This window comes from Bacteroidota bacterium (genome assembly GCA_018831055.1).
Classification (GTDB): Bacteria; Bacteroidota; Bacteroidia; order Bacteroidales; family B18-G4; genus M55B132.
In genome coordinates this window covers 1-21,694 of sequence record JAHJRE010000220.1, presented here as the reverse complement: position 1 = coordinate 21,694, position 21,694 = coordinate 1, and the positions used below count along the sequence as shown (strand labels likewise).

17 protein-coding genes and 2 tRNA genes are annotated in these 21,694 nt (G+C 42.3%); 5 read left to right on the top strand and 14 right to left on the bottom strand.

Features of this window, described 5'->3' with window-relative positions:
• Window positions 1–549: 549 nt before the first annotated feature.
• Window positions 550–2,046: an ATP-binding protein gene (locus tag KKA81_14570; protein MBU2652149.1), complete on the top strand. Its 1,497-nt coding sequence runs from the start codon at window positions 550–552 to the stop codon at window positions 2,044–2,046.
• A 52-nt stretch (window positions 2,047–2,098) separates the two neighbouring features.
• Here KKA81_14570 and KKA81_14565 read toward each other — a convergent pair whose 3' ends face one another.
• The 9 genes from KKA81_14565 to KKA81_14525 form a co-directional block, all read right to left on the bottom strand.
• Window positions 2,099–4,240 (bottom strand): T9SS type A sorting domain-containing protein, encoded by a 2,142-nt coding sequence (locus KKA81_14565; protein MBU2652148.1) that lies wholly within the window; start codon window positions 4,238–4,240, stop codon window positions 2,099–2,101.
• Between the two features lie 426 nt (window positions 4,241–4,666).
• Window positions 4,667–6,637, bottom strand: coding sequence for a selenocysteine-specific translation elongation factor (gene selB / locus KKA81_14560; protein MBU2652147.1), 1,971 nt, complete (start codon window positions 6,635–6,637; stop codon window positions 4,667–4,669).
• Window positions 6,634–8,052 (bottom strand): L-seryl-tRNA(Sec) selenium transferase, encoded by a 1,419-nt coding sequence (gene selA / locus KKA81_14555; GenBank protein MBU2652146.1) that lies wholly within the window; start codon window positions 8,050–8,052, stop codon window positions 6,634–6,636. Before selA ends, selB begins: the two co-directional genes overlap by 4 nt.
• Before the next feature lie 19 nt (window positions 8,053–8,071).
• Window positions 8,072–8,163, bottom strand: a tRNA-Sec gene (locus KKA81_14550).
• A 139-nt stretch (window positions 8,164–8,302) separates the two neighbouring features.
• Window positions 8,303–8,375: transfer RNA gene (locus KKA81_14545), tRNA-Phe, on the bottom strand.
• A 137-nt stretch (window positions 8,376–8,512) separates the two neighbouring features.
• Window positions 8,513–9,253 carry a PorT family protein gene (locus KKA81_14540; GenBank protein ID MBU2652145.1) on the bottom strand — a complete coding sequence of 247 codons (741 nt, stop codon included), beginning with the start codon at window positions 9,251–9,253 and terminating at the stop codon, window positions 8,513–8,515.
• Window positions 9,254–9,280: 27 nt separating this feature from the next.
• Window positions 9,281–10,276, bottom strand: coding sequence for a PCMD domain-containing protein (locus tag KKA81_14535; GenBank protein MBU2652144.1), 996 nt, complete (start codon window positions 10,274–10,276; stop codon window positions 9,281–9,283).
• Between the two features lie 15 nt (window positions 10,277–10,291).
• Window positions 10,292–11,224, bottom strand: a complete 933-nt coding sequence (locus KKA81_14530) for a PCMD domain-containing protein (GenBank protein MBU2652143.1) — start codon at window positions 11,222–11,224, stop codon at window positions 10,292–10,294.
• 119 nt (window positions 11,225–11,343) lie between these two features.
• Complete coding sequence (locus tag KKA81_14525; GenBank protein MBU2652142.1) at window positions 11,344–12,036, bottom strand: ComF family protein; 693 nt, start codon at window positions 12,034–12,036, stop codon at window positions 11,344–11,346.
• Between the two features lie 102 nt (window positions 12,037–12,138).
• Here KKA81_14525 and KKA81_14520 point away from each other — a divergent pair, with 102 nt between their 5' ends.
• Both KKA81_14520 and rnr read left to right on the top strand, forming a co-directional pair.
• Complete coding sequence (locus KKA81_14520; protein ID MBU2652141.1) at window positions 12,139–13,866, top strand: ABC transporter ATP-binding protein; 1,728 nt, start codon at window positions 12,139–12,141, stop codon at window positions 13,864–13,866.
• Between the two features lie 148 nt (window positions 13,867–14,014).
• Window positions 14,015–16,180 (top strand): ribonuclease R, encoded by a 2,166-nt coding sequence (gene rnr, locus KKA81_14515; GenBank protein MBU2652140.1) that lies wholly within the window; start codon window positions 14,015–14,017, stop codon window positions 16,178–16,180.
• 31 nt (window positions 16,181–16,211) lie between these two features.
• Here rnr and KKA81_14510 read toward each other — a convergent pair whose 3' ends face one another.
• Genes KKA81_14510 through nadA form a run of 5 tightly spaced genes read right to left on the bottom strand, consistent with a single transcriptional unit; the run spans window position 16,212 to window position 19,985 of the window.
• Window positions 16,212–16,397: a hypothetical protein gene (locus KKA81_14510; GenBank protein MBU2652139.1), complete on the bottom strand. Its 186-nt coding sequence runs from the start codon at window positions 16,395–16,397 to the stop codon at window positions 16,212–16,214.
• The gene (locus tag KKA81_14505; GenBank protein ID MBU2652138.1) at window positions 16,394–16,945 is read right to left on the bottom strand and encodes a PepSY-associated TM helix domain-containing protein; all 552 of its coding nucleotides are present in this window, start codon (window positions 16,943–16,945) and stop codon (window positions 16,394–16,396) included. Before KKA81_14505 ends, KKA81_14510 begins: the two co-directional genes overlap by 4 nt.
• Window positions 16,946–16,953: 8 nt before the next feature.
• A complete protein-coding gene (locus tag KKA81_14500) occupies window positions 16,954–17,466 on the bottom strand; it encodes a hypothetical protein (GenBank protein ID MBU2652137.1) in 513 nt (170 codons plus the stop codon).
• A 46-nt stretch (window positions 17,467–17,512) separates the two neighbouring features.
• A complete protein-coding gene (locus KKA81_14495; protein ID MBU2652136.1) occupies window positions 17,513–19,036 on the bottom strand; it encodes a hypothetical protein in 1,524 nt (507 codons plus the stop codon).
• 13 nt (window positions 19,037–19,049) lie between these two features.
• Window positions 19,050–19,985: a quinolinate synthase NadA gene (gene nadA / locus KKA81_14490; protein ID MBU2652135.1), complete on the bottom strand. Its 936-nt coding sequence runs from the start codon at window positions 19,983–19,985 to the stop codon at window positions 19,050–19,052.
• Window positions 19,986–20,647: 662 nt separating this feature from the next.
• Here nadA and rpiB point away from each other — a divergent pair.
• Both rpiB and KKA81_14480 read left to right on the top strand, forming a co-directional pair.
• Entirely contained in the window at window positions 20,648–21,097 is a 450-nt protein-coding gene (gene rpiB / locus KKA81_14485) for a ribose 5-phosphate isomerase B (GenBank protein ID MBU2652134.1), read from the top strand.
• A gap of 12 nt (window positions 21,098–21,109) precedes the next feature.
• The coding region (locus tag KKA81_14480) for an LUD domain-containing protein (protein ID MBU2652133.1) at window positions 21,110–21,694 on the top strand (585 nt) is incomplete at its 3' end.

The following is a 21,694-nucleotide window of genomic DNA, read 5'->3' as shown; positions in this document are numbered from 1 at the left end:
CGTGGCAACGTTAAACCTTAATGCCGCAAATAAAACAGTTTAAAAATGCCACGAATGCACGAATAAACATGAAAGTACGAATAGTTCACTTCACCAATAAGTTTTAAATCAAAATTTCTTTCATTCGTGAATTCGTGGCAACTTTAAACCTTAATGCCGCAAATTAAGCAGTTTAAAAATGCCACGAATGCACGAATAAATATCTATGAACGAATAGTTTACTTCACCAATAATTGTAAAATCAAATTTTTTTCATTCGTGCATTCGTGGCAACTTTAAACCTTAATGCCGCAAATAAAACAGTTTAAAAATGCCACGAATGCACGAATAAACATCTAAGTACGAATAGTTCACCTCACCAATAAGTTTTAAATCAAAATTTCTTTCATTCGTGTATTCGTGGCAACTTTGTTAATACGCTTGCGAATTTGAAAAAGAAATACAACATTGGCTTGTTGAAAATCAAATTATTGCTGTAAATTTAATGATTACTCCTGTGCTTATATTAATGTATTAGGTATAGAAATTTGTTAAACACAAAAATGTTGTATGGAAAACCGCACGATCCTGACCATAGAAAACAACATAATGATGATTCCGGTAGTACTGGCAACACTAAGAAATATTGCTGAAATCGTAAGAATTGATAAAAATGAGATAACCCAAATGGAAGTGGCTACAGAGGAAGCGGTTTCAAATGTTATCCAGCATGGTTTCCAGGAAGGTGAAAAGGCATATTTTCAAATTGTATTCGATACCGACACCCTTGGAATAAAGATTACGATTAAGAGTAAAGGTATGCCATTTGATCCAACCCGCATTCATGAATACACCAGGAACACTCTCGAGAAGGATTTACTGAGCAGGGGTTTGGGAACCTACCTAATGAAACAGTGTATGGATGAGGTATCTTATCATAACCTTGGGCAGGAGGGTTTTGAAACGAGGCTTTACAAATATCTCGACAACCGTGCCATACAGGATCAGATGAGCGAAGAGGAGCGGAGGGAAATGCAACAGGAACAAGAGAAAGAAGCCTTGCCACCAGGAAGCATTCAATATACCGTCAGACGTATGAAGCCGGATGAGGCTATCGGTGTTTCCCGTTGTGCTTACAGCGCATATGGTTATGACTATTATCACGATGATGTTTATTATCCCGACCGCGTCAGGGAGTTAAATTCGCAGGAAAAGATGTTATCCTATGTCGCCGTATCGGATGAAGGTGAAATCATCGCACATTGTGCGCTTGAACGTCCGCAGCTGGAAAACATCCCCGAGCTTGGAATGGCTTTCACGCAACCCAGGTACCGAGGACAGGGTTGTCTGAATAGTTTTAATATAATCATTATGGAAGATTCTGTTAAATGGGGATTTCATGGTTTGTACGTCCAATGTGTTACAGCGCACCCGTTTTCACAGAAGGCCATCCTGAAATATAATTTCAGAAACACCGCCATCCTGCTATCCACTTTAATGGAAAGGACATATAAGGGAATTGAATTGAAGAAGATACAGCGTGAGAGTTTTGCCATTATGTATTATTATCTGATAAAACCAGAGCGTCATATTATTTACACTCCGGAACAACACCGGGAGATACTCAGAAAAATTTATGATCATCTGGAAGTAAAACCGGAATTTGTTCTTCCTGTCAAAGGCCTTCAGCTTCCGGAAGAGCCAACGATAATTTCTACAACGGGGGATTCAAAAACACTGACTGCGATTATTAAAATTGAAAAATACGGGAAAGACGTTATGGAGGTCCTTTACCGCAATCTCCGCGGAGCCTGCATCCTGAAAAATGAAACCGTATACCTTTTTCTTAAACTGGATGATCCCATCACAGCGATCATGACAAAAGAATTTGAAACCATGGGGTTCTTTTTTGCCGGTATTCTGCCTGGAGAAAACGGATCGGATCAGTTGATCCTGCAATATTTAAATAATCATACGATAGATTATGATCTTTTACAGGTTGCTTCGGAAACGGGTAAAGAGATTCTGGAATACATCCGAAGTCAGGATCCTGGTTTAAGGCTATAAAAAAAGGTTGCCATTATCTGGCAACCTTTTCCTGTTATTCAATTTTCGTTTCTTACCGGACCTTCACAAATTTCTGTTGTACGGTTTCTCCTTTATTGTCGGAGAGCCTTAGCGTATAAATTCCTTCAGGATAAGTGGAAATATCATATTTCATGACCTGGTTGCCGGCAACTACTTTTTCGGTAGCTTCCATAACAACCTGACCAAGCTGGTTCATCATGATGATATTCATTTCCGTATCGGCCTGGAGATTCATGCTGACATTAATGGAACCGGAGGCAGGGTTCGGATAGATGCGGATGCTTCCTGCAAGAAGTTCTTCAAGACCGGTGCAATCGTCGATTGTCACTATATACGTTTCGGAAACGGTGGAGCAGCCATCGGCATTTTCCTCAGTAACCGTGATATATCCTGTTCCCGGGTCACCCCATTCAACGGTGATGGAATGGGTTCCGGTTCCGGCAATAATGTCGCCGCCTTCAACCACCCAGTCGTAGGTGCTACCGGAGTTATCCGGTGTGGAGTAATCGGCAACCTCATCATTGCAGACAAGAGTCAGTCCGGATACCTGAGGATCAGGAGTTTCAAAGACCTCAACGTTATATGCATTGGAAAGCTGGCCTATACCACAGTTATTTCCTCCTTCAACGGACAAGGAAGCTGTTCCTGACCATGAGGCATTCCAGGTTACCGTAACATTTTTGCCATTGGGGGCAAGAGTACCTGCTTCGGCAGGATTAATATACCAGTTATAGGTAGTGGCGTTATTAGCTCCTGTGGTGCTGTATGCTGATTCTTCATCGTTACAGGCTTGTTCAGGACCAGAAGGTGTAGCAGCTTGTCCGGGATTTTCCAGCATATGTATCCAGGCATTTCCGATCATTTCGTTGCTGCAAACATCTGTATAACCAACAATGGTATAAATACCCTCATCGGTTTGATAACCAAAATCCAAAGTATCACCTGTACCGGTCATAATAATACCGGTTGGATCATTATCTATGTAGATTTCGTAATCAATGCCAACTTCGGAGTCAAACAATTTCAGCTCAATACCAGGATCACCTTCACAATAGCCACCGCCCTGGGAAATCTGGTATGTATAAGGGGTATGGTTTAATGTGCCGACAAATCCTGAGGAAAACGTTCCGTCACCGCATTCATTTTCTGCGCGCACAGTAATGGTGTAATTGCCAAGCCATCCTGTATAAGCATTAAATGTTCCGGTTGTCCCGTTTCCTGTCATATTACCGGCGTTAGACGGAGTAACCATCCAGGTGTAGTTTGTGGCGTAGGGTACAGGATCCGTAGTATATTCAAACGACATACCTTCGCATGTTCCGGCCGGACCCACGGGAGTGTTGGCCTGAGCGGGGATAGATCTGACGGTCATGTAATTGGTTTGATCCAGTGTGTCAATGTAAGCTCCATCGCTAACAATTAACTGAACATCATATACACCGTGGGAGTTATATGTAACAACCGGATTTTCAAGTGTTGACGTAGAGGGATTACCTCCTTCGAAAGTCCAGTTCCAGCTAACGATATTCCCAAGGGAATTGTCGTAAAACTGCACGGTATTGGTTTCACAAACTGTTGAATCGCTGGAAGAAAAATAAGCCGTTGCATGGAAAGGTTGCAGAGCAGTGAGAGCAACTTTAGCTCCCTGAAGAACTTCCTTTGAAGTGTTGTTCTGGATGAATGCAACCAGTTCGAGTTCGTTAACATTCCAGGTAGGATCCAGTGTGAACGAAAGGCTCAGGTCAATGGCAGTATTGGATGAAAAACTAATGGGTGTACCGTTAGCATCCGGAACCATCATCCGGCAAACATAATTAGCCACTGTAACCATGCCCCAGGAAACCGGAAAGCCGGATTCGGTGATCACCAGATGAGCTATCAGGTTTGAAACCGGTGTACCTGCAACCTGGTCGAGATCAAGGACCATGCTATAATTGAGCCCTGAAGTATTTTCTCCGAAAATCCCAATTGTATAATTACAGGGAATGGCATTTCTTGCATTCACCTTAGGTAAGTAACTGGAATACATACTGGAGGAGGAACTTCCACCGACAACTGTTTCCACGCCATCAAATTTGGCGGTTGGGAAACCGGATATAGCATAATAGCTGATACGGGCGGCAGAATAAGCATTTGCATAGGCGTCACCATCGTGGTACATAATAGCTGCCACATTGTGACCGTTGGCGATCAGGTCGTCAGCTCCAAGTGCTGCGCCTGGACAGTAGCCTCACCACAGGCCTGTTCCCTGCTCATGGATTACCATGTTGCGGGGAACCTGCTGTGAAAAAGAGAAGAATGTGAGCGCTACAATAGTAAGCGTAAAAAATACTCTTTTCATTTTTCGTTTATTTAGTTACTCAAAGAAAGCAAATTTAATATAAACACTCAGATATTTAAATACATATTTTCCTGTGTGCGTGTTATTTAGTTTTGATCTAAATAAAATCCTGAAGTTTCGTAAAGTACAATGCCTCAGCCATGGCAACACGCTGACCGTACCACCTCAACACCGGCAACTCTCTGATTACACCACCTCACCCCCGGCCCCTCTCCTGAAGGAGAGGGGAGGCGTGACCGTATTTTAAAACTTCTTAGTTTATATATTATTGGCCTGAAGTAAGTTTTTCCCTTGTGGGGAAATGTGAATATAGAAGGTTTCTTTGCGAATGATATTCTCTGACAGGAAAATGGTCAGAAGAAGCTGGACCATTTTTTTGGTTCCGTTGATCAGTTCACGGAATTCTTTTTCGTTGATTCCCTTTTCTTTGGTAATGAGATCTTTAAGCAGGGTTGTTCTGCATTTGTTGAGGATATCAATATGGATAATGTCCTCCCCTTTATAATAGATCTTTCCATTATCAGATAGGAATGTTAAATACATTTTTAGTTTTTCCCCACTTATTTTGTTTTCTCTGGCTGCAGATTCAATCTCGTTCAGGGCTGGTTTTTCCATTTGCCAGGATTTGATTTTCGTTTCCAGCCAGGATATCTGTTCCCTGCTTTTTGGGTCCAGATTTACCTTATGGTCTGCCAAAACCCAGGTTTGATCATGTTTCCGGATTAGTTTTCTCTCCAGAAGGTCTTGTAAAACTTTGGATAGTAGCAATTGACCGGATGAGTTTCCCGAATAACCCATTTTTCCTGCCAATTCCCTTTCGTCCATTCCATGGGAAAGAAGCGGATATTTTCCATGCCAGGTTTTCAGTTCTGTAAGAACATTTTCTTTAATCCTCAGATATACGTTCCTGTGAACCAATAAATTATCACTGTCGTTCCGGTATAATAGAATTTCAGTACGATCACTGTCAAGACATTCCTGTATAAGTTCTTCTTCAGGAATTGCAAGACGGGAAGACAACTGAGCCGCAAGGACAGGTTGGTTTTCCTTCAGGAGTTCAATGAGTGCTATCTCATAAATCCGTTCGCTGTTTAAAGAAGCCTGCATCAGGGCGGTGAGGTTTTCGATAAGTGTTTTTGTTCTTTTCCGGTGGTGCAGGGGTTGGTTATCCAGGATGGTGCCTCCACCAAGAGTAAGATCGTTAGAAGAGTTTCTCAGGATGAATTTATCTTTATTCATCAGGATGGCCGGTTCTTTTAGGTGGAGCTGCACCAGTGCTGCTTCCCCGGGTCTGAGTATGTCCTTATCAAGAAGATGCATACGGGCAGCACACTCAAAAGTCCCTGAATAGCACATAACATCCGACCAGACACCGGTATGTACTTTATGATCAAAAAAGGAAACCAGGGCATCCACCATTTTTGTTTCAGGCAGGTTTTGACCTGAAAGGATCATTCCCCTCCGGAATTCTTCCTGTTTGATCCCTGACAGGTTAAGGGCTGCCCTGTCGCCCTTGCAAACTGTATTTACCTGTATGCCATGCCTTTCAATTCCCTTGATCCTGATCTTTTTACCTTTTCCGGGAAGAAGGAAGGCTTCTTCCCCTTCACTGATCTTTCCATTAATGACGGTTCCTGTAGCCACATATCCCAAACCTTTAACATTGAACAAACGATCGATATAAAGCCGGAAATTTTCATCTTTTTGTTGTTTGTCTATCCCTGCAACCATATTGTCCAGTGCCTGGATGAGCTCCGGCAGCCCGTTTCCTGTCAATGAAGAAACCCCAATGATCTCGGAATTCTCCAATGAGGTTCCTTCCAGGAATTCCATGATCTCAAGGCGGGCCAGGTCCTCCATCTCTTTATCCACCAGATCGGTTTTCGTGAGGGCAACAATGGCATTGTGGACTCCGAGCATTTCGATAATTTTTACATGCTCTGCCGTTTGGGGCATTATCCCACTATCCGCAGCAACAATGAGAAGGGCTATATCAATACCGAAAGCCCCGGCAACCATTGTTTTAATAAAATCTTTATGACCAGGGACATCCACCACACCCAATGTTTCACCTGCGGGAAGGTCAAGGTGTGTGAAACCAAGGTTTATGGTTATACCTCGGGCTTTTTCTTCCTTGTGTGTATCGCAGTCATAGCCGGTAAGTGCTTTAACCAGTGCGGTTTTACCATGGTCGATATGGCCTGCTGTTCCAAGAATCAGGTGTTTCATGAGCGGGAAATGGAGTTAAAAGCAGCATGAACAGCTTTTGCTGTTTCCGGGATATCTTTATCATCTATCGTCAGAATATCCAGGTCGAGCATGCCTTTTTTCAATATTCCTATAATGGGAAGAGGCTGGGCCATGAGCTTTGCATGCATCAATTCAGCAAAAGAGGATTTTTGTCTGCCAAAATTTTGCGGTGCCAATAAACGAACAGCCAAACTCGGTATAGATTCACCCGGAAGTGCCCCACCTCCGCACCAGGCCTGACTTTCAACCAATTCGCAGGAAATACCATACCCGGCAAGAAGTTGATGTAAATCTTCAGCTTTCCTTTGCAGCTTTTCCCTGGGAATGGTCATCATACGGAAAACATTGTTTTTTTCCAGAAGGATTTTCTCGTTAAGATAATATCGAAGTGAAGTATCAAGCAAAGCAAGGGTTGTCTTACCAACTCTCAGGGCGCGGAGCAGGGGTTCTTTTTTCAGGATGGCAATCATTTTATGTTTTCCTGCGATGATCCCTGCCTGAGCAGCACCGAGTAATTTATCCCCGCTGAATGTCACCAGGTCTACTCCAATATTCAGAGTTTCTTTGACATCTGGTTCATTTTCCAGGACAGGGATGCCTGTTTTCCGTAATAATCCTGAACCCATATCATAAATCACAGGAATCTTATTTTTCTTTCCCAGAGCCACCAATTCCTGTAAAGTAGCTTCCTGGGTAAATCCGCGTATCTCATAGTTGGAGCGGTGAGCTTTAAAGAGAAGGGCTGTTGACTCATTTATGGCATTGGCATAGTCCTGTATCCTGGTTTTGTTTGTTGTCCCGACTTCCTTCATGATACAATCAGAGGCCATCATGATGTCCGGTAATCTGAACGATCCTCCTATCTCTATCAATTCACCCCTGGAAACAATGACTTCCCGGTTTCTGGCAAAAGCACGCAGTATCATCATTACTGCAGCAGCATTATTATTAACCACCAGAATGTCTTCCGCTTCTGTGAGATATTTCAGGATTTCTAAAATGTGAAAATAGCGGGTTTCCCTTTCTCCTGTTTCAAGATCGAATTCAAGGTTATTATATCCTTTCAGGATAGCGGCAGTTTCTTCTATCAAGGCATCGCTGAAAGGGGAACGGCCCAGGTTGGTGTGAACGATCACCCCCGTGGCATTAATGACGCGTTTCAGACTTCTTTCTGCAAGATGCTCAACTTCTTCCTTTATCTTACTAATTATCTGGTTTAACCCGGGAATATCAGATCCTTTGCGGAAATCCTCCCGGATATGCCGCAAAACCGACCGGATACAATACTTTACTAAGTCTGCATTATATTTTTGTGAAAGCTCTAAGATTGAAGATTGCTTCAACAGGTTGTCGACACCGGGCAGATTCCTGAGCAGATCGCTGTTTGACGCCATTCAATGAAAGTCATTTTAGCAGAGAGGGCAGGAATCGAACCTGCCACAGCCGGTTTTATCCGTCTGCTGCTGGTTTTGAAGACCAGTCGGGACACCAGTCCCTTCCTCTCTTTTAAGGTTTGGTCTGTACAAATATATATATTTTAATTAATAGGGCAATGAAGGTGAGAATATGGGATTAATGAGTAACGATTGATGATTAACGATTTATGATTTATGAATAAAAAAAGCCTGATCCTTGATCAGGCTGTGGTGCCACTCGGAATCGAACCAAGGACACACGGATTTTCAGTCCGTTGCTCTACCTACTGAGCTATGGCACCGTATGGGGGGGCAAAGATAAAACAGATTTTTTAATTATAAAAAAAATATTGTTAGTGGGTTATATGGTTATATGGCTATATGGCCTGCCCCGCTTGTCCCGCTTGCCCCGCTTGCCCCGGCGAAGGCCGGGGATATTTTAGTTATTCCTTTTCCCGTTTATTTTAAACTCAAGAAAAGCCTGGAGGTAGATATTTCTGACAGCTTTGTCGAGGTATTTGTAATTTTTCTTGTAGATGGAACTCAATCCTACAGTGGCTGTTAACCCAACGTTGATCCGGCGGCTGCTTTCGAAGATGGTTCCGAAGATGCCGCTGTAATCCCAGGTGTTCAGTTCCTGGCTCTGATCGAAGGGTTCATCGTAAACGTGGGTATACGGACTCTTAGGATCACCCACGATAATATCAGCGGTTCCACTGTTTTTACCTTTTACGAGATAGGAAAGTTGTCCACCGCCCAGCAACAAAAATCTTTTTCCTATCCTGTAGGAAATATATAATGGGATATCGAAATACCAGTTTGCATAAACACCGTCGACGCGACCGGAATAAATTGTTTCCACGTAATAAGAAGTGTCTCTTGGGGGATATCCAACGGTTCCGGTCCAACGGTAAAGTGTATCCCCGGAAACCGGTGTATCGAAGCTGGAGCCTTTATAGCTGTAATGAACATCGCCGTGAATGGCCCATTTGCTGTTCAGGTTATATTTAAAATACATCCCTATCAGGGGGCCCACACCCGGGCTGCCTTTGGCGCCTTCTTCAGCAACACCATAGGGTGTACCTATATTGAATCCACCTTTCAGCCCATAATCCAAATCCTGGGTTAATGCGCTATATGACAACAATATCAGGCTAAACAGAAAAATCCTGGTTTTCATAATTTACATTGTGCCCCGTAAAGGTAATTATTTTGAAAATATCAACTCAATTCCATCCACAAAAAGCGTACTTCCGACATTGCCGATGAAGTAAGAACCTTTTGATGAAGAAGCAAATATCAGTTCCATGGAATCCGGAGTATTACCGTTGTAATAAACAAATGGCTGATTGAACTGCGTATACACCTTAACCGAATCTGATGTACGGTAAATAGCCTCGCCAATAGTATCTCTGGCATGAAGATTTTTATCCCAACGGAACAATGTTGCCCGGATCTCGCAGGAATCCTGTCGGGTAGCGTGATATCCTGGATGATATTTAAAATATCCCTTGAAACCGGTTGGTTTGGTACGATAAGGAACGCCTGTCACCATACTTTTCAGGGGATCGTTGAGGTTCACATTAAAAACGCCCGTGGAAACATTCCCTGTAATGAGGGGAAGTCCGGTAACCTGCGCTGTAAACATCTTAGCGGCATACTGACCCGAAGCGGCATCTGTTGTTTTTTCCGTGGTTGCCGGATACAGTGCAGGGTTCAGATCCCTGGTCTTGTTTGCTGTTGCCCAGATACCATGGGGAGAAGGCTCCGCATAGTTTACATATTGGGTCCAGTGTTCAAAATCCATATTGCGTACAGTATCCATACCGGCCGTGGTGACCTTCGTTGCTGCCGAATAACCGCTCTCATTACTTCCATTATAACTTTTAACCCTGATAAAATAATCGGTTACAGGAACAAGTCCTGAAATTTCAGCTATGCTCTTTACACCAACATCTTTATTATCGTAACCGGGAACCTTGCTCGTAAAAGCAGGGTCTGTGGCAACATCCATGCGATAACCCGTAATACCACTCTGACTGCTCCAGGAAACATACATATAGGTCGAATAAACATGCATGGGGGTATAAACTGACGGAGCCGTGAGGGTTTCGTCTTCATCCTTATCTTTCTTGCAGGAAATAACGATCACAACAATTGCAAGGATTGCCATCACGGCAATCAGATACTTCTTTAGTTTCATATCGCGAATTTTGGTTTATTTGCTGATAATAAAAGAACCGTTACTTATGCTGTTTCCGTTGTCCAGTATCTGATAAAAATACCTTCCTGATGAAAAGAAGGGCGTTTCTGCTTTTATCTTTTTCCCGGTAAAACTTTCAGACATAACCTTTCTTCCGTAGGTATCAAAAATAAGTAAAAGTCCGTTACGAACAGCGATTTCCAGTTCAAACACTACAAAATCCCTTGCAGGATTTGGCATAACAATCACATTTACAAAGGGTTTATTTGGTTCCGTAATCCCTAAAGTCCCTTCAATCTTTAAATCATCAATCCTGAGACGGGAACCAACCCGGGGATCATCAAAATTGGCCGAAGAAAGAATGATAATGTTCATGGAGTCGGGCAGGATGGTATCGTTGTAATAAACAAATGGCGCAGAAAAATAAGCCCATTCGGAAGTATCTACGTCAGACCTGAAAGTCGCGAGAGCAAGAAGGTCCTGTTTGCCTTTTGCCGGAATGAAACGGTAGAGCCGTGCCAAAATCAGGCAGGTATCCCCATCGACCGGATTGTATTTATAGTAACCCGTAAGAAATGCAGGTTGTTGATTAAACGGTATACCTCCACGGATCTCTCCGGTGAAATTAATCAGATCAATTGTGATGGTACCCAGGGTCATTATGCCCGGCATTTGGCCGCTCGCAATGAATTTACTGGTTAATTTGGCTGAATAGTCTCCGGAATGAGGATCAATTGAGTCTTTTTCAACAGTAACGATATTAAACTGAGGTACTGAAGTATACGGATTCGGGGTACTCCAATGTTCGGGTTCTTCATAATTCAGGAATGGATTATCAATCCAAACCTCAAACCCACTGTTGGGAATACTGTCATTCTGAGCTAAGGTAATTGTTTGGCATATAAAAAATACCAATACAATAAGAATTATATATTCAATATGTTTCATTATATTAAGTATTAAGTTCAATTTCCTGATAAAAATACCTTGAAATTATAAACAAGTCAGGATATAAAATTACTCAAGTTAATTTACACAAGAAAGTAATGCGATTATTTTTAACACTACTATTTCCATGCATAAGCCAAAGTAAGCACACTTATTTTGACTTCTGCTGAATCTTTCAGAGCATGTATGCAGGCTTCGAGGGTAGCTCCGGTAGTAAGAACATCGTCGATGATGATGATGTGTTTTCCTGATAAATCTTCGGGCTGATGGACATAAAAAATTGATTCAACATTTTTCCAGCGTTGGAAGCGGTTTTTGCGGGTTTGGGTTGGGTTGTTGGTATTTCTTAACAGGATACCGGTTTTCAAAGGAATTTGAAGAGCCTTTGACAATCCGTTTCCGATGATCTCACTTTGGTTATATCCCCGCCGATAGAGTTTTTTCGGGTGAAGGGGTACCGGGATGATCATGTCGGCCATGGTAAAGGTATTGGATACTTTCAATCTTTCTCCATACGTTTCTCCCAGAAAAAAACCTATTTCTCTGCATTTTTTATATTTCAGAGCATGCAGCAAGGTCTGTGTTATTCCTTTTTTATTAAAAAACAGGAATGATGCAGCTCTTTCAATGTCTACCCTGCCCCAGAAGACCATTTCAACCGGATTGCCTTCAAACATATGAAACTGTGTTTCCGGCAAGCGACACAGGCATTTCAGGCAAAGCAGGATTTCGTGTCTGAAAAGGGCTCTTCCGCATCCCAGGCAAAGCCTGGGAAAGAACAGAAAAAGGAAATCTTTTATCCATGAAAGCATATTGATGCGATTAAACGTTTCTTATTAGTTCCCCGGGAGGTCGAATTATTCCCTAAGCGCCTCGATTTTTTTTTGTAGGTTTGATAAAATTCTGCGCTATCAATGAATGATCTGGTTTTGGAAATACGCAACCTATCGATAGATTTCCGTGACGAGAATGGTTATTCTACCGCGGTAAAAAATGTTTCCTTCAATCTGCAGGCAGGTTCCGTACTTGGTATCGTAGGAGAAAGCGGATCGGGTAAGTCGGTAACTTCTCTTTCCATCATGGGCCTGATCCCTTCACCGCCGGGCAGGATTGTTTCGGGAGAGATCCTTTACAGGAGGGAAAACACATTACCAACCAATCTCAGGAAACTTCCTGAGAAAGAACTTCGAAAATACCGCGGAAAGGATATTTCCATGATCTTCCAGGAACCGATGACTTCATTGAATCCGGTGATCACCTGCGGACGGCAGGTTATGGAAGCCATACTGGAGCATAATGATATTGGGCGACGCGAAGCCAGGAGCTTTGTCATGGATTTATTCCGCGAGGTTCAGTTACCGCGGCCCGAAAGTATTTTCAAATCCTATCCTCATCAACTCAGCGGAGGTCAGAAGCAAAGGGTGATGATAGCCATGGCCATTTCCTGTCATCCCCGTATCCTGATCGCAGATGAGCCGACTACCGCCCTGGATGTCACCGTGCAGCGCAGGATCCTTGATCTGCTGAAAAGCCTGCAGGAAAAATACCGGATGTCGATGATTTTTATCAGTCACGACCTTGGCGTGATCGCGGAGATAGCCGACCAGGTGATCGTGATGAAAGATGGGGAAAAGGTTGAATCGGGGGAAATCAGCAGGATATTCCATCATCCTGAACATCCCTATACCAAAGGACTTCTGGCTTGCAGGCCCAGGATGGACCGCAATTATAAACGGCTTCCCACATTGGCCGATTTCATCATGTCTCAAAAAAAAGAAGACTCTTTTGATTACGACAAAAGATTTTTCAGGGATGCCGGCGAACTTGTGCATCGCAGAAATGTTATATATGCAGAAAAGCCTTTCCTGGAAGTAAAAAATCTGAAAACATGGTTTCCTGCCAGGAGAGATTTTTTCGGCAGGCCCAGGGATTTTATCCGGGCCGTCGACGGAGTAAGTTTCGGGGTTTATCCTTCCGAAACACTTGGTTTGGTTGGTGAATCGGGCTGCGGGAAGACTACCCTGGGCAGGAGCATTTTAAGGCTGAATGAACCAACAGAAGGACAGGTCATTTACAAAGGCAAGGATCTTATTACTCTTTCGGCTTCAGAGCTCCGATCATTGCGCAGAGAGATGCAGATCATTTTTCAGGATCCGTATTCATCGCTGAACCCACGTTTACCGGTAGGAAATGCGGTATCTGAACCTATGAAGGTTTTTCGTATCTGTGAAAACGAACGTGAGAGAAAGAAACAAACCATGGAATTGTTTGAGAGGGTGGGATTGGAAGCAAAATATTTTGACAGATATCCTCATGAATTATCCGGGGGCCAACGGCAACGGGTTTGCATTGCACGAGCCCTGGCTGTTAATCCGTCTTTCATCGTTTGCGATGAATCGGTCAGTGCACTGGATGTGTCGGTTCAGGCACAAATCCTGAATCTATTGAATGATCTTAAAAAGGATTTTGGTTTTACCTATATATTTATCTCACATGATCTTTCTGTCGTCAGGTTTATGTCGGACCGCATGATGGTTATGCACGAAGGTAAGATAGTGGAAGAGGGGTTTGCTCAGGAAATTTGTGATAAGCCGGGCACAGAATATACGAAGAGGTTGATTGGGGCGATACCGAAAGGGTGAAATAATATATTGTTATATTGCCTGCCCCGCTTGTCCCGCTTGTCCCGCTTGTCCCGACGCAAGTCAGGAACGCAAGTCAGGAACGCAAGTCGGGAACGTAAGCCGGGGTTATTGAGGTTGACCGTATTATTTTATTAAATCGATTATTATGGGAAAGAAGAAGAAAAGCAGAACGGGGAGGCCGATGGGCCGGAAGGGAGAACTGGTAAAGGAAATACTGAAAATCTTCAGTGGAAATCCGTTAAAAACCTTTAATTACAAGCAGGTTGCAGCGAGGCTGGACAGGCAGGATTTGGCCGGAAGAGATCTTGTAAGTACCATCCTGTTTGAATTGTATGAGGATCAGATCATCCTGGAAGTTAAACCCGGAAAATACAAGATGAATCCCGAGCATCTGGCCGAGATAGCACCGCCACCGGTTACCATTTCGGGAAAGGTTGATATGAAACAGACAGGAAAGGCCTATGTTACACCGGATGAAGGGGGAGAAGACATCTTCATTGCCTCGAATAATACCGGTCATGCCTTACACAGTGATATAGTGAGTGTCCGTTTGTTCCCAAAGAGGCCAGGAAGAAAGCTGGAAGGACAAATTACCGGCATCCTGAAACGCAACAAGGAACAGTTTGTCGGTGTTGTAAATCTTTATAAGAATTTTGCCTTCCTCATACCCGACAGTCAGAACATGCCTGTGGATATTTTCATACCCCGGGAGATGCTTCTTGGTGCCAAAAACGGACAAAAAGCCATAGCAAAAATCACCGACTGGCCGGAACATTCTAAAAACCCTTTCGGGGAAATCATTGATGTTCTTGGATTTCCTGGTGACAACAATGTTGAGATGCAGAGTATCCTGGCAGAATATGATTTTCCGCTTTCATTTCCTGCGGATGTTGAAAAAGACGCGGATCGTATTCCTGTTGAGATCCCTGAAAGGGAAATCGCCCGGCGAAGGGATTTTCGCAATGTTTTTACTCTCACGATAGATCCTGAAGATGCCAAGGATTATGATGATGCCATCTCATTAATGAAGCTGGAAAACGGTAACTGGGAGGTTGGTGTTCATATCGCAGATGTTTCGCATTATGTGGGTAAAGAGACTTCGATCGACAAAGAAGCATTCAGGCGGGGTACATCCATATATCTCGTCGACAGGGTGATCCCAATGCTTCCTGAAAAACTATCGAACAATGTTTGTTCGCTTCAGCCTCAAACGGACAAACTTTGTTTTTCGGCAGTTTTTGAGATGAACGATGAGGCAGATATCATCGGTCAATGGTACGGGAAAACCGTGATCCATTCCAATCGCAGGTTCAACTATGAGGAAGTGCAAAAGATCATTGAGGAAGGCAAGGGAGAATATGCTGAAGAGATAGCCATTCTTCATTCGTTGGCTTCAAAGCTCAGGGCTGAGCGTTTTCGTAACGGTTCCATCAATTTTCATACACAGGAAGTCAAATTCCGTCTTGATGAGAACGGTAAGCCAATAGGAGTATACATCAAGGAGCAAAAGGATTCGAATCGTTTGATTGAAGACTTCATGTTGCTGGCCAATCGTAAAGTGGCAGAACTAATTGGCAAAAAGAAAGGCAGGCAGAAACCAAAGACTTTTGTTTACAGGATCCATGATGAACCCAACCCGGAAAAGCTGGCCAATTTTGTTCAGTTTCTGGGGCGGCTTGGTTACAGTATGAGTACCGGTTCCCAGAAAACCATGGCGCGTTCGTTTAACAAGCTGTTTAAAGACATTGCCGGTAAGGGAGAAGAAAACATGATTGAAGCAATTGCGATACGTACCATGGCCAAGGCGGAATATTCGACGGAAAACATTGGCCATTACGGACTGGCATTCCCTTATTATACTCATTTCACTTCACCCATCCGGCGCTACCCCGACCTGATGGTTCACCGTCTTCTGGAAAGGTATCTTGACGATGGGGCCTCCGTTAACCAGGAGACCTATGAAAAAATGTGCGAACATTCATCCGATATGGAAAGGAAAGCGATAGAGGCCGAGCGTGCTTCGATCAAATACAAACAAGCTGAGTTCCTGCTCGACAAGATTGGTCAGGAGTTTGAAGGCTTGATCAGCGGAGTAAGCAAATGGGGTATTTACGTGGAGATCATCGGGAATAAATGCGAAGGCATGGTGAGACTGCAGGATCTTGATGATGATTTCTATTATCTCGACGAGGAAAATTACCGGGTTATCGGGCAACGGCATGGAAATCAATACAAGCTGGGTGACAAAGTAACCATCAGGGTTAAAAAAATTGATTTACAGAAGAAGCAGATGGATTTTGAGATGATCTGATGAATTGATTTTTAAGGATGAACGGGTTATTTTAATGACGCAGTTTCCTCCCTGTTATCCATTTGGCTGCAATCCAACCAATCAAAGGACTGAGCATAAAACTGAGAAAGAAGGTCCACTCTTCTCCTAATTTGCTTGCTTTTCCTGTTTTTTCAGCAACAACCAGGGAAAGGGCATACCATGCAAAAAAAGCCAGTATGAACCATATTTCATTCATCGGTAATAGATAAATAAAAAGATCAGAGGTATAATAATTCCGAGGATTGTGAGCCAGGCACCGCGGCCGGTAATACCCGTTTTGCCCTTAAGAATGAATAAGCCGGTAACGGCAATTAAGATCAGGCTAATGGAGTATAGATCAGAAAAATATGTCCACCATTTCACCGGATTATAGTGGAGATAATTAAGCGCCCGGAAAACCGGGCGCTTTTCAATTGTCTCCAAAATTCCTTTTCCTGTTTCCAGGTTGGCTTCGATGCTTCCGTTCCTGATAAAAATCTTTACATATCCTTCGTTGGGGAAAATGTGTTGTTTGTATTCTTCCTTTCTGCCAATATTCCCGAGGGCGTTGATTATATCTTGCCTTTCCGGGGCAGGAGGAAGATCGAGAGTCACCATTTCACGCGTAACCTTGTAATTTGGGTTCCAATCGTTGAGATGATTGATAGCTATGCCTGAAATCGCATAAACCAGTGTCATTCCAAAGAACAGATATCCCAGATCACGATGGGTGACCCTAACCCATTTTCTCCACTTAAAGGCCATACGTTTGATTAGTTATTCTCCGGCTCGGCTTCTGTGGGTTCTTCAGCTGCAGGCGCTTCTTTAATGGTGAATTCAACGGCAGAAACAGAATACTGGGGCTTGTGATATTGAGTTTCATGTGCTTCATCCTGCTCATGTCCCTCTCCTTCTTCCTCTGCCGGCATTTCTTCTTCGATAGCCTGCACGATACCTTTTACAATGATCGGGCTACCTTCGAGTTCGGGTACAAAAGCAGCCATTCCCTCTGCAGGGGTGATCTTAACACTGATGTCGGGATTGTCAGCGGTGATAAACATTTTCTGTCCACCATGCTTACAAACATGTACTACAATGCCTTCGATCGTGATTTCCTGTCCTACCAGTCCTTCAGCTTTTTCCTGAAAACTGTTAACTTCCAATATTACAGGCTCCGTGACTACGGTTTCTTCTACAACCGCGGTTTCCTGGTTAACACCTGTGTTACCTCCGCATGCTGCCAATAAGGCTGCTGCTACTAAAATAAAAGTCAGTTTTTTTAACATGATTTTCCTCCTGTGTTTTATGGTTTGGGTTCGCAAAGATAATACTTCATTCAAAATCTTCAGGATTATATTCCGGTGTTATTCGGATACCGTCGTATTTCTTTTCAACACCATTTTCATAGGTAATTACGATGAAAGGTGTACCATCCATGTTGTAGCTGGTCCATTGACCCTGTTTTCGCCCCATAACGTAATAACCTTCATCGCGTTTATTCCCGTTCATCCAGTAATATATATGTTCGCCGTGAGGATTATCTTCCACAAAACGTCCCTTAAAAGCCAGGGTTCCGTCGGGATAAAAATATTTCCATCCCCCGTCGCGCATGCCATCGAGATATTCCCCTTCTTCACGATGATCACCAAGCTCATAAAACCAGAATCCTTCTTCATTTCCCCGCAAATAACTTCCCTGGGTAATAATATTGCCGGTTTCATCGTATTCGGTCATGATGCCATCCGATAAACCATTTCTGAAAGTCTCCTCCCTCAACAACAACCCGGAAGGATAGTACCATCTCCAATCACCTTCCGGTTTACCCGTATCATCATAAACACCGGTTTGTTCAATTTTTCCGTTATCATGGTAAAAGACCCATTTGCCTGTCCTGATATCTTTGTCATAGTTTCCTTCAGCCTTCAGGATGCCATTGTCAAAGAACTCTTTCCAAAATCCATTCTTTTCACCCTTTTCGCTGATTATACCTTCTCCGATGACTACACCATTTTTGAAAATGAATGATTTTTCTATCTCACCTTCCTCATTATATTCCCGCCATACACCTTCCGGTTTATCATCCTTGTAGGTGGCTTGAATTTTTACTTTACCGCTTGGATAGTATTCCGTTTTCACATCAAGGGGTTTGAGTTCCTGAACATTGGTAAGCTTTTCCCCCTCCTGAAATTTTGCCGCTGAGATTAACCCTCCTGATTCATCATATTCTTTGAAATACCCATGTTTAATACCATGTTTGTAGGTCCCTTCCGTTTTCAGGGCTCCGCTTTCATAAAAAAACTTCCACTTGCCGTGGCGATGTCCGTTTGCGTCGTAACGGTTGATTCTTTCCCTGTCTGTTATAAAACCCTTTTTATAGGTAATCAGTTCAATAATGTTGCCGGTTGTATCGTAAACCCTGGCAATACCTTCTTCCAGACCATCCTGGTAGAATATTGTTTTATGTATTTTCCCTCCGGGATAATAATATGTACTTATCCCTTCTTTACGGTCATCGAAAAAATTTTCTTCGATTATTTCATTTTCACGGTAAGTAACCCTGGAGCCATTTTTTCTGCCTTCCTGATAATTAATTATCATTTTCAGATTACCCTGGTCATCGTAAAATTTCCAGGTACTATCAATGAGATAATTTTTCCGATTACCTTCTGAAACCAATATTCCCTTTTCATTATAGGTTTTCCAATAACCATCGGGCTTTCCTCCACGTAAAGTACCTTCGCTGGCAATCATTCCATTGGGATGATAGAATTTACTGTACCCGTCTGGATCAATCTCTTGTTGACCTATGGCTTCAAGAACAAAACATAAGAGAAAAATCAGGATAAAGTATTTCATTTTTCCCACATTGTTAGATTAGTCCCGCTTTTTTTGAAATATCAAGCATCCTATTAATCGGTTTTTCTGCAGCCCGCATTAAATCTTCTTCCAGGAAGATCTCCGGTTTCTCATTTTTCAGACAAAGATACAATTTCTGCATTGTATTCAGTTTCATATAAGGACAATCGTTACATGAACACGTTTCGTTTGTAGGAACAATGATAAACTCTTTCTCAGGTGATTCTTTCTTCATTTGATGCAAAATACCTGTTTCCGTAGCAACGATGTATTTTTTCGAGACATCATGAGTGGTATATTTCAGCAAAGCGGTTGTAGAACCAATAAAGTCAGCTATTTCCAATACCTGTGCTTTGCATTCAGGATGAGCGATCAGTTTAGCATCCGGATTTTCCATTTTTATCTTTATAACGGCTTCTGTTTCCAGGATGTCATGAACCTCGCATGTACCATCCCATAAAATCATATTTCTTCCTGTTACTTTATTTATATACCCTCCCAGATTTTTATCCGGTGCAAAAATGATCTTTTGATCATAAGGAAATGACTCAACGATTTTTACTGCATTTCCGGATGTACATATTACATCCGACATAGCTTTTATAGCTGCCGTACAATTTATATAAGAAATAACTATATGATCGGGATACTTTTTCCTGAATTTGCTGAATTGTTCCGGAGGACAAGAATCGGCAAGAGAACAACCCGCTTCTAAATCGGGTAAAAATACTTTCTTTCCCGGATTCAGTATTTTAGCAGTCTCAGCCATAAAGTGAACTCCCGCAAAAACAATGATATCTTTTGTTGTAGTTGCAGCCTTTTGCGCAAGTCCCAGACTATCACCCACAAAATCTGCTATATCCTGAATTTCTGGTATCTGATAGTAATGAGCCAGTAAAACAGCATTTTTTTCTTCTTTTAGTTTTAGAAACTCTTTTTTATAGTCCATTGTTAATCTGTTTATTGTCTTGTTGATTTAATTTAGCATCGGAACTTTTAATATGGGGTTGCAGGCTGCAGGTTGCAGGATACAGGTAGTTTGAGTGAGGGCATTGAGTAGAGAGTTGCAACCTGTAACCTGTAACTTGTAACTTGTAATTATCGCTTTCTAATTTTCATATATAATGTATTTTTTAAAAATATTATTATTTAATAATGTTTTGTTGATAAACCTGATAACTTTTTTATGTATTTCTTGACAAGGCGATTTATACAGAATTATTAACATCTGATTAAGAGGTATTGAGAATGTAAATTATTGTTTTTGAGTGTATAAGAATAGTTTCAACACATTGTTAAAATCATTAGAGGTTAACAAATCATACCAAAATTGAGGTTACGGTTTTGTTAAGAAACAGGAAAAGACTATTCAAAAAAAAGAATAAAATCCTGTTAAAAAACCGAAACCTGTTCAACATAGACTTTTGTCTCATTGTTCCTAACTAATATAAACAAGAAGCAGCAAAACAATGTTTATAAATCATGGTATCCTGAATTTTAAAATGTTATGACATTAGGGCGAAAATAAGGTATTTTAAAGTACACTGAAAAACAACGCTGTAAAATTTCCAAATGATAAAATCCATAACTTTGGAAGAAAAATTATTAACAATGGACGAAAATTCAGGATTAATATGCATTGCCAGCGATCATGCTGGATTTCCCATGAAGCAATTTCTAAAGCAGAAGTTGAGCGATAGCGGATATGTAGTTAAGGATTACGGATGTTATTCGGAGCAGAGTGTAGATTATCCTGATTATATACATCCATTGGCGAAATCGGTAGATCAGGGTGAATGTGAAAGGGGAATAATTATCTGTGGGAGTGGAAATGGTGCACAAATGACGGCAAACAAGTATCCTAATGTCAGGGCGGCATTATGTTGGGATGCGGAGCAAACAAGACTGGCTCGTATGCACAATGATGCAAACGTTATGTCGTTACCGGGACGATTTGTTGAATTTGAAGAATCCTGGAGAATGACCATGATCTTTCTGCAGACAGAGTTTGAAGGAGGGAGGCATACACAGCGGGTAGAAAAGATTTCGAGGATACAGTAGCAGACAAAGACTATGAGTGACAGGCAGAAGCAATTTGATATCGCTGCAGAAAAGGTTGCATTTGATAAAGAGCACCGGAGAAAGATCCGGTACAATATGTCGAAATACGACCAGGCTGTTGAGAAGGGAAAGAAATTGTTTTCAGATTTAGAGGTGGCACGCGAAAGGGCTTCGAAGATAAAACTCAGGGTATTACAGAATCTTGACAAGCACATTATTGATTTCAGGGAGAATTTTGAGAAGCAGGGAGGAAAGGTACTTTTTGCCGGTGATGCAAAAGAAGCAGCGCAATATGTTCTGGATATTGCAAACAGGAAGGAAGCCCGTTTCATCGTGAAGTCGAAATCGATGATCACCGAAGAGATAGAATTAAATGATCTTCTTACGAAGAACGGGATTGAGTCGCTGGAGACGGATCTTGGTGAGTACATAGTACAAATTGCGGGGGAAAAACCCTATCATATTGTAACCCCTGCGATGCACAAATCGCGGAAAGATATAGCTGAGTTATTTCACAGGATACATGATACCCCGGAGGAAAGCTCCCCGGAAGAGTTAACATTTTTTGTACGTCAATTGCTGAGGAATAAGTTCATT

Coding starts and splice junctions, on each gene's coding strand:
- KKA81_14570 (MBU2652149.1), top strand. CDS start 550: ATGGAAAACCGCACGATCCTGACCATAGAAAACAACATAATGATGATT.
- selB (MBU2652147.1), bottom strand. CDS start 6,637: ATGAAACACCTGATTCTTGGAACAGCAGGCCATATCGACCATGGTAAA.
- selA (MBU2652146.1), bottom strand. CDS start 8,052: ATGGCGTCAAACAGCGATCTGCTCAGGAATCTGCCCGGTGTCGACAAC.
- KKA81_14540 (MBU2652145.1), bottom strand. CDS start 9,253: ATGAAAACCAGGATTTTTCTGTTTAGCCTGATATTGTTGTCATATAGC.
- KKA81_14535 (MBU2652144.1), bottom strand. CDS start 10,276: ATGAAACTAAAGAAGTATCTGATTGCCGTGATGGCAATCCTTGCAATT.
- KKA81_14530 (MBU2652143.1), bottom strand. CDS start 11,224: ATGAAACATATTGAATATATAATTCTTATTGTATTGGTATTTTTTATA.
- KKA81_14525 (MBU2652142.1), bottom strand. CDS start 12,036: ATGCTTTCATGGATAAAAGATTTCCTTTTTCTGTTCTTTCCCAGGCTT.
- KKA81_14520 (MBU2652141.1), top strand. CDS start 12,139: ATGAATGATCTGGTTTTGGAAATACGCAACCTATCGATAGATTTCCGT.
- rnr (MBU2652140.1), top strand. CDS start 14,015: ATGGGAAAGAAGAAGAAAAGCAGAACGGGGAGGCCGATGGGCCGGAAG.
- KKA81_14510 (MBU2652139.1), bottom strand. CDS start 16,397: ATGAATGAAATATGGTTCATACTGGCTTTTTTTGCATGGTATGCCCTT.
- KKA81_14505 (MBU2652138.1), bottom strand. CDS start 16,945: ATGGCCTTTAAGTGGAGAAAATGGGTTAGGGTCACCCATCGTGATCTG.
- KKA81_14500 (MBU2652137.1), bottom strand. CDS start 17,466: ATGTTAAAAAAACTGACTTTTATTTTAGTAGCAGCAGCCTTATTGGCA.
- KKA81_14495 (MBU2652136.1), bottom strand. CDS start 19,036: ATGAAATACTTTATCCTGATTTTTCTCTTATGTTTTGTTCTTGAAGCC.
- nadA (MBU2652135.1), bottom strand. CDS start 19,985: ATGGACTATAAAAAAGAGTTTCTAAAACTAAAAGAAGAAAAAAATGCT.
- rpiB (MBU2652134.1), top strand. CDS start 20,648: ATGGACGAAAATTCAGGATTAATATGCATTGCCAGCGATCATGCTGGA.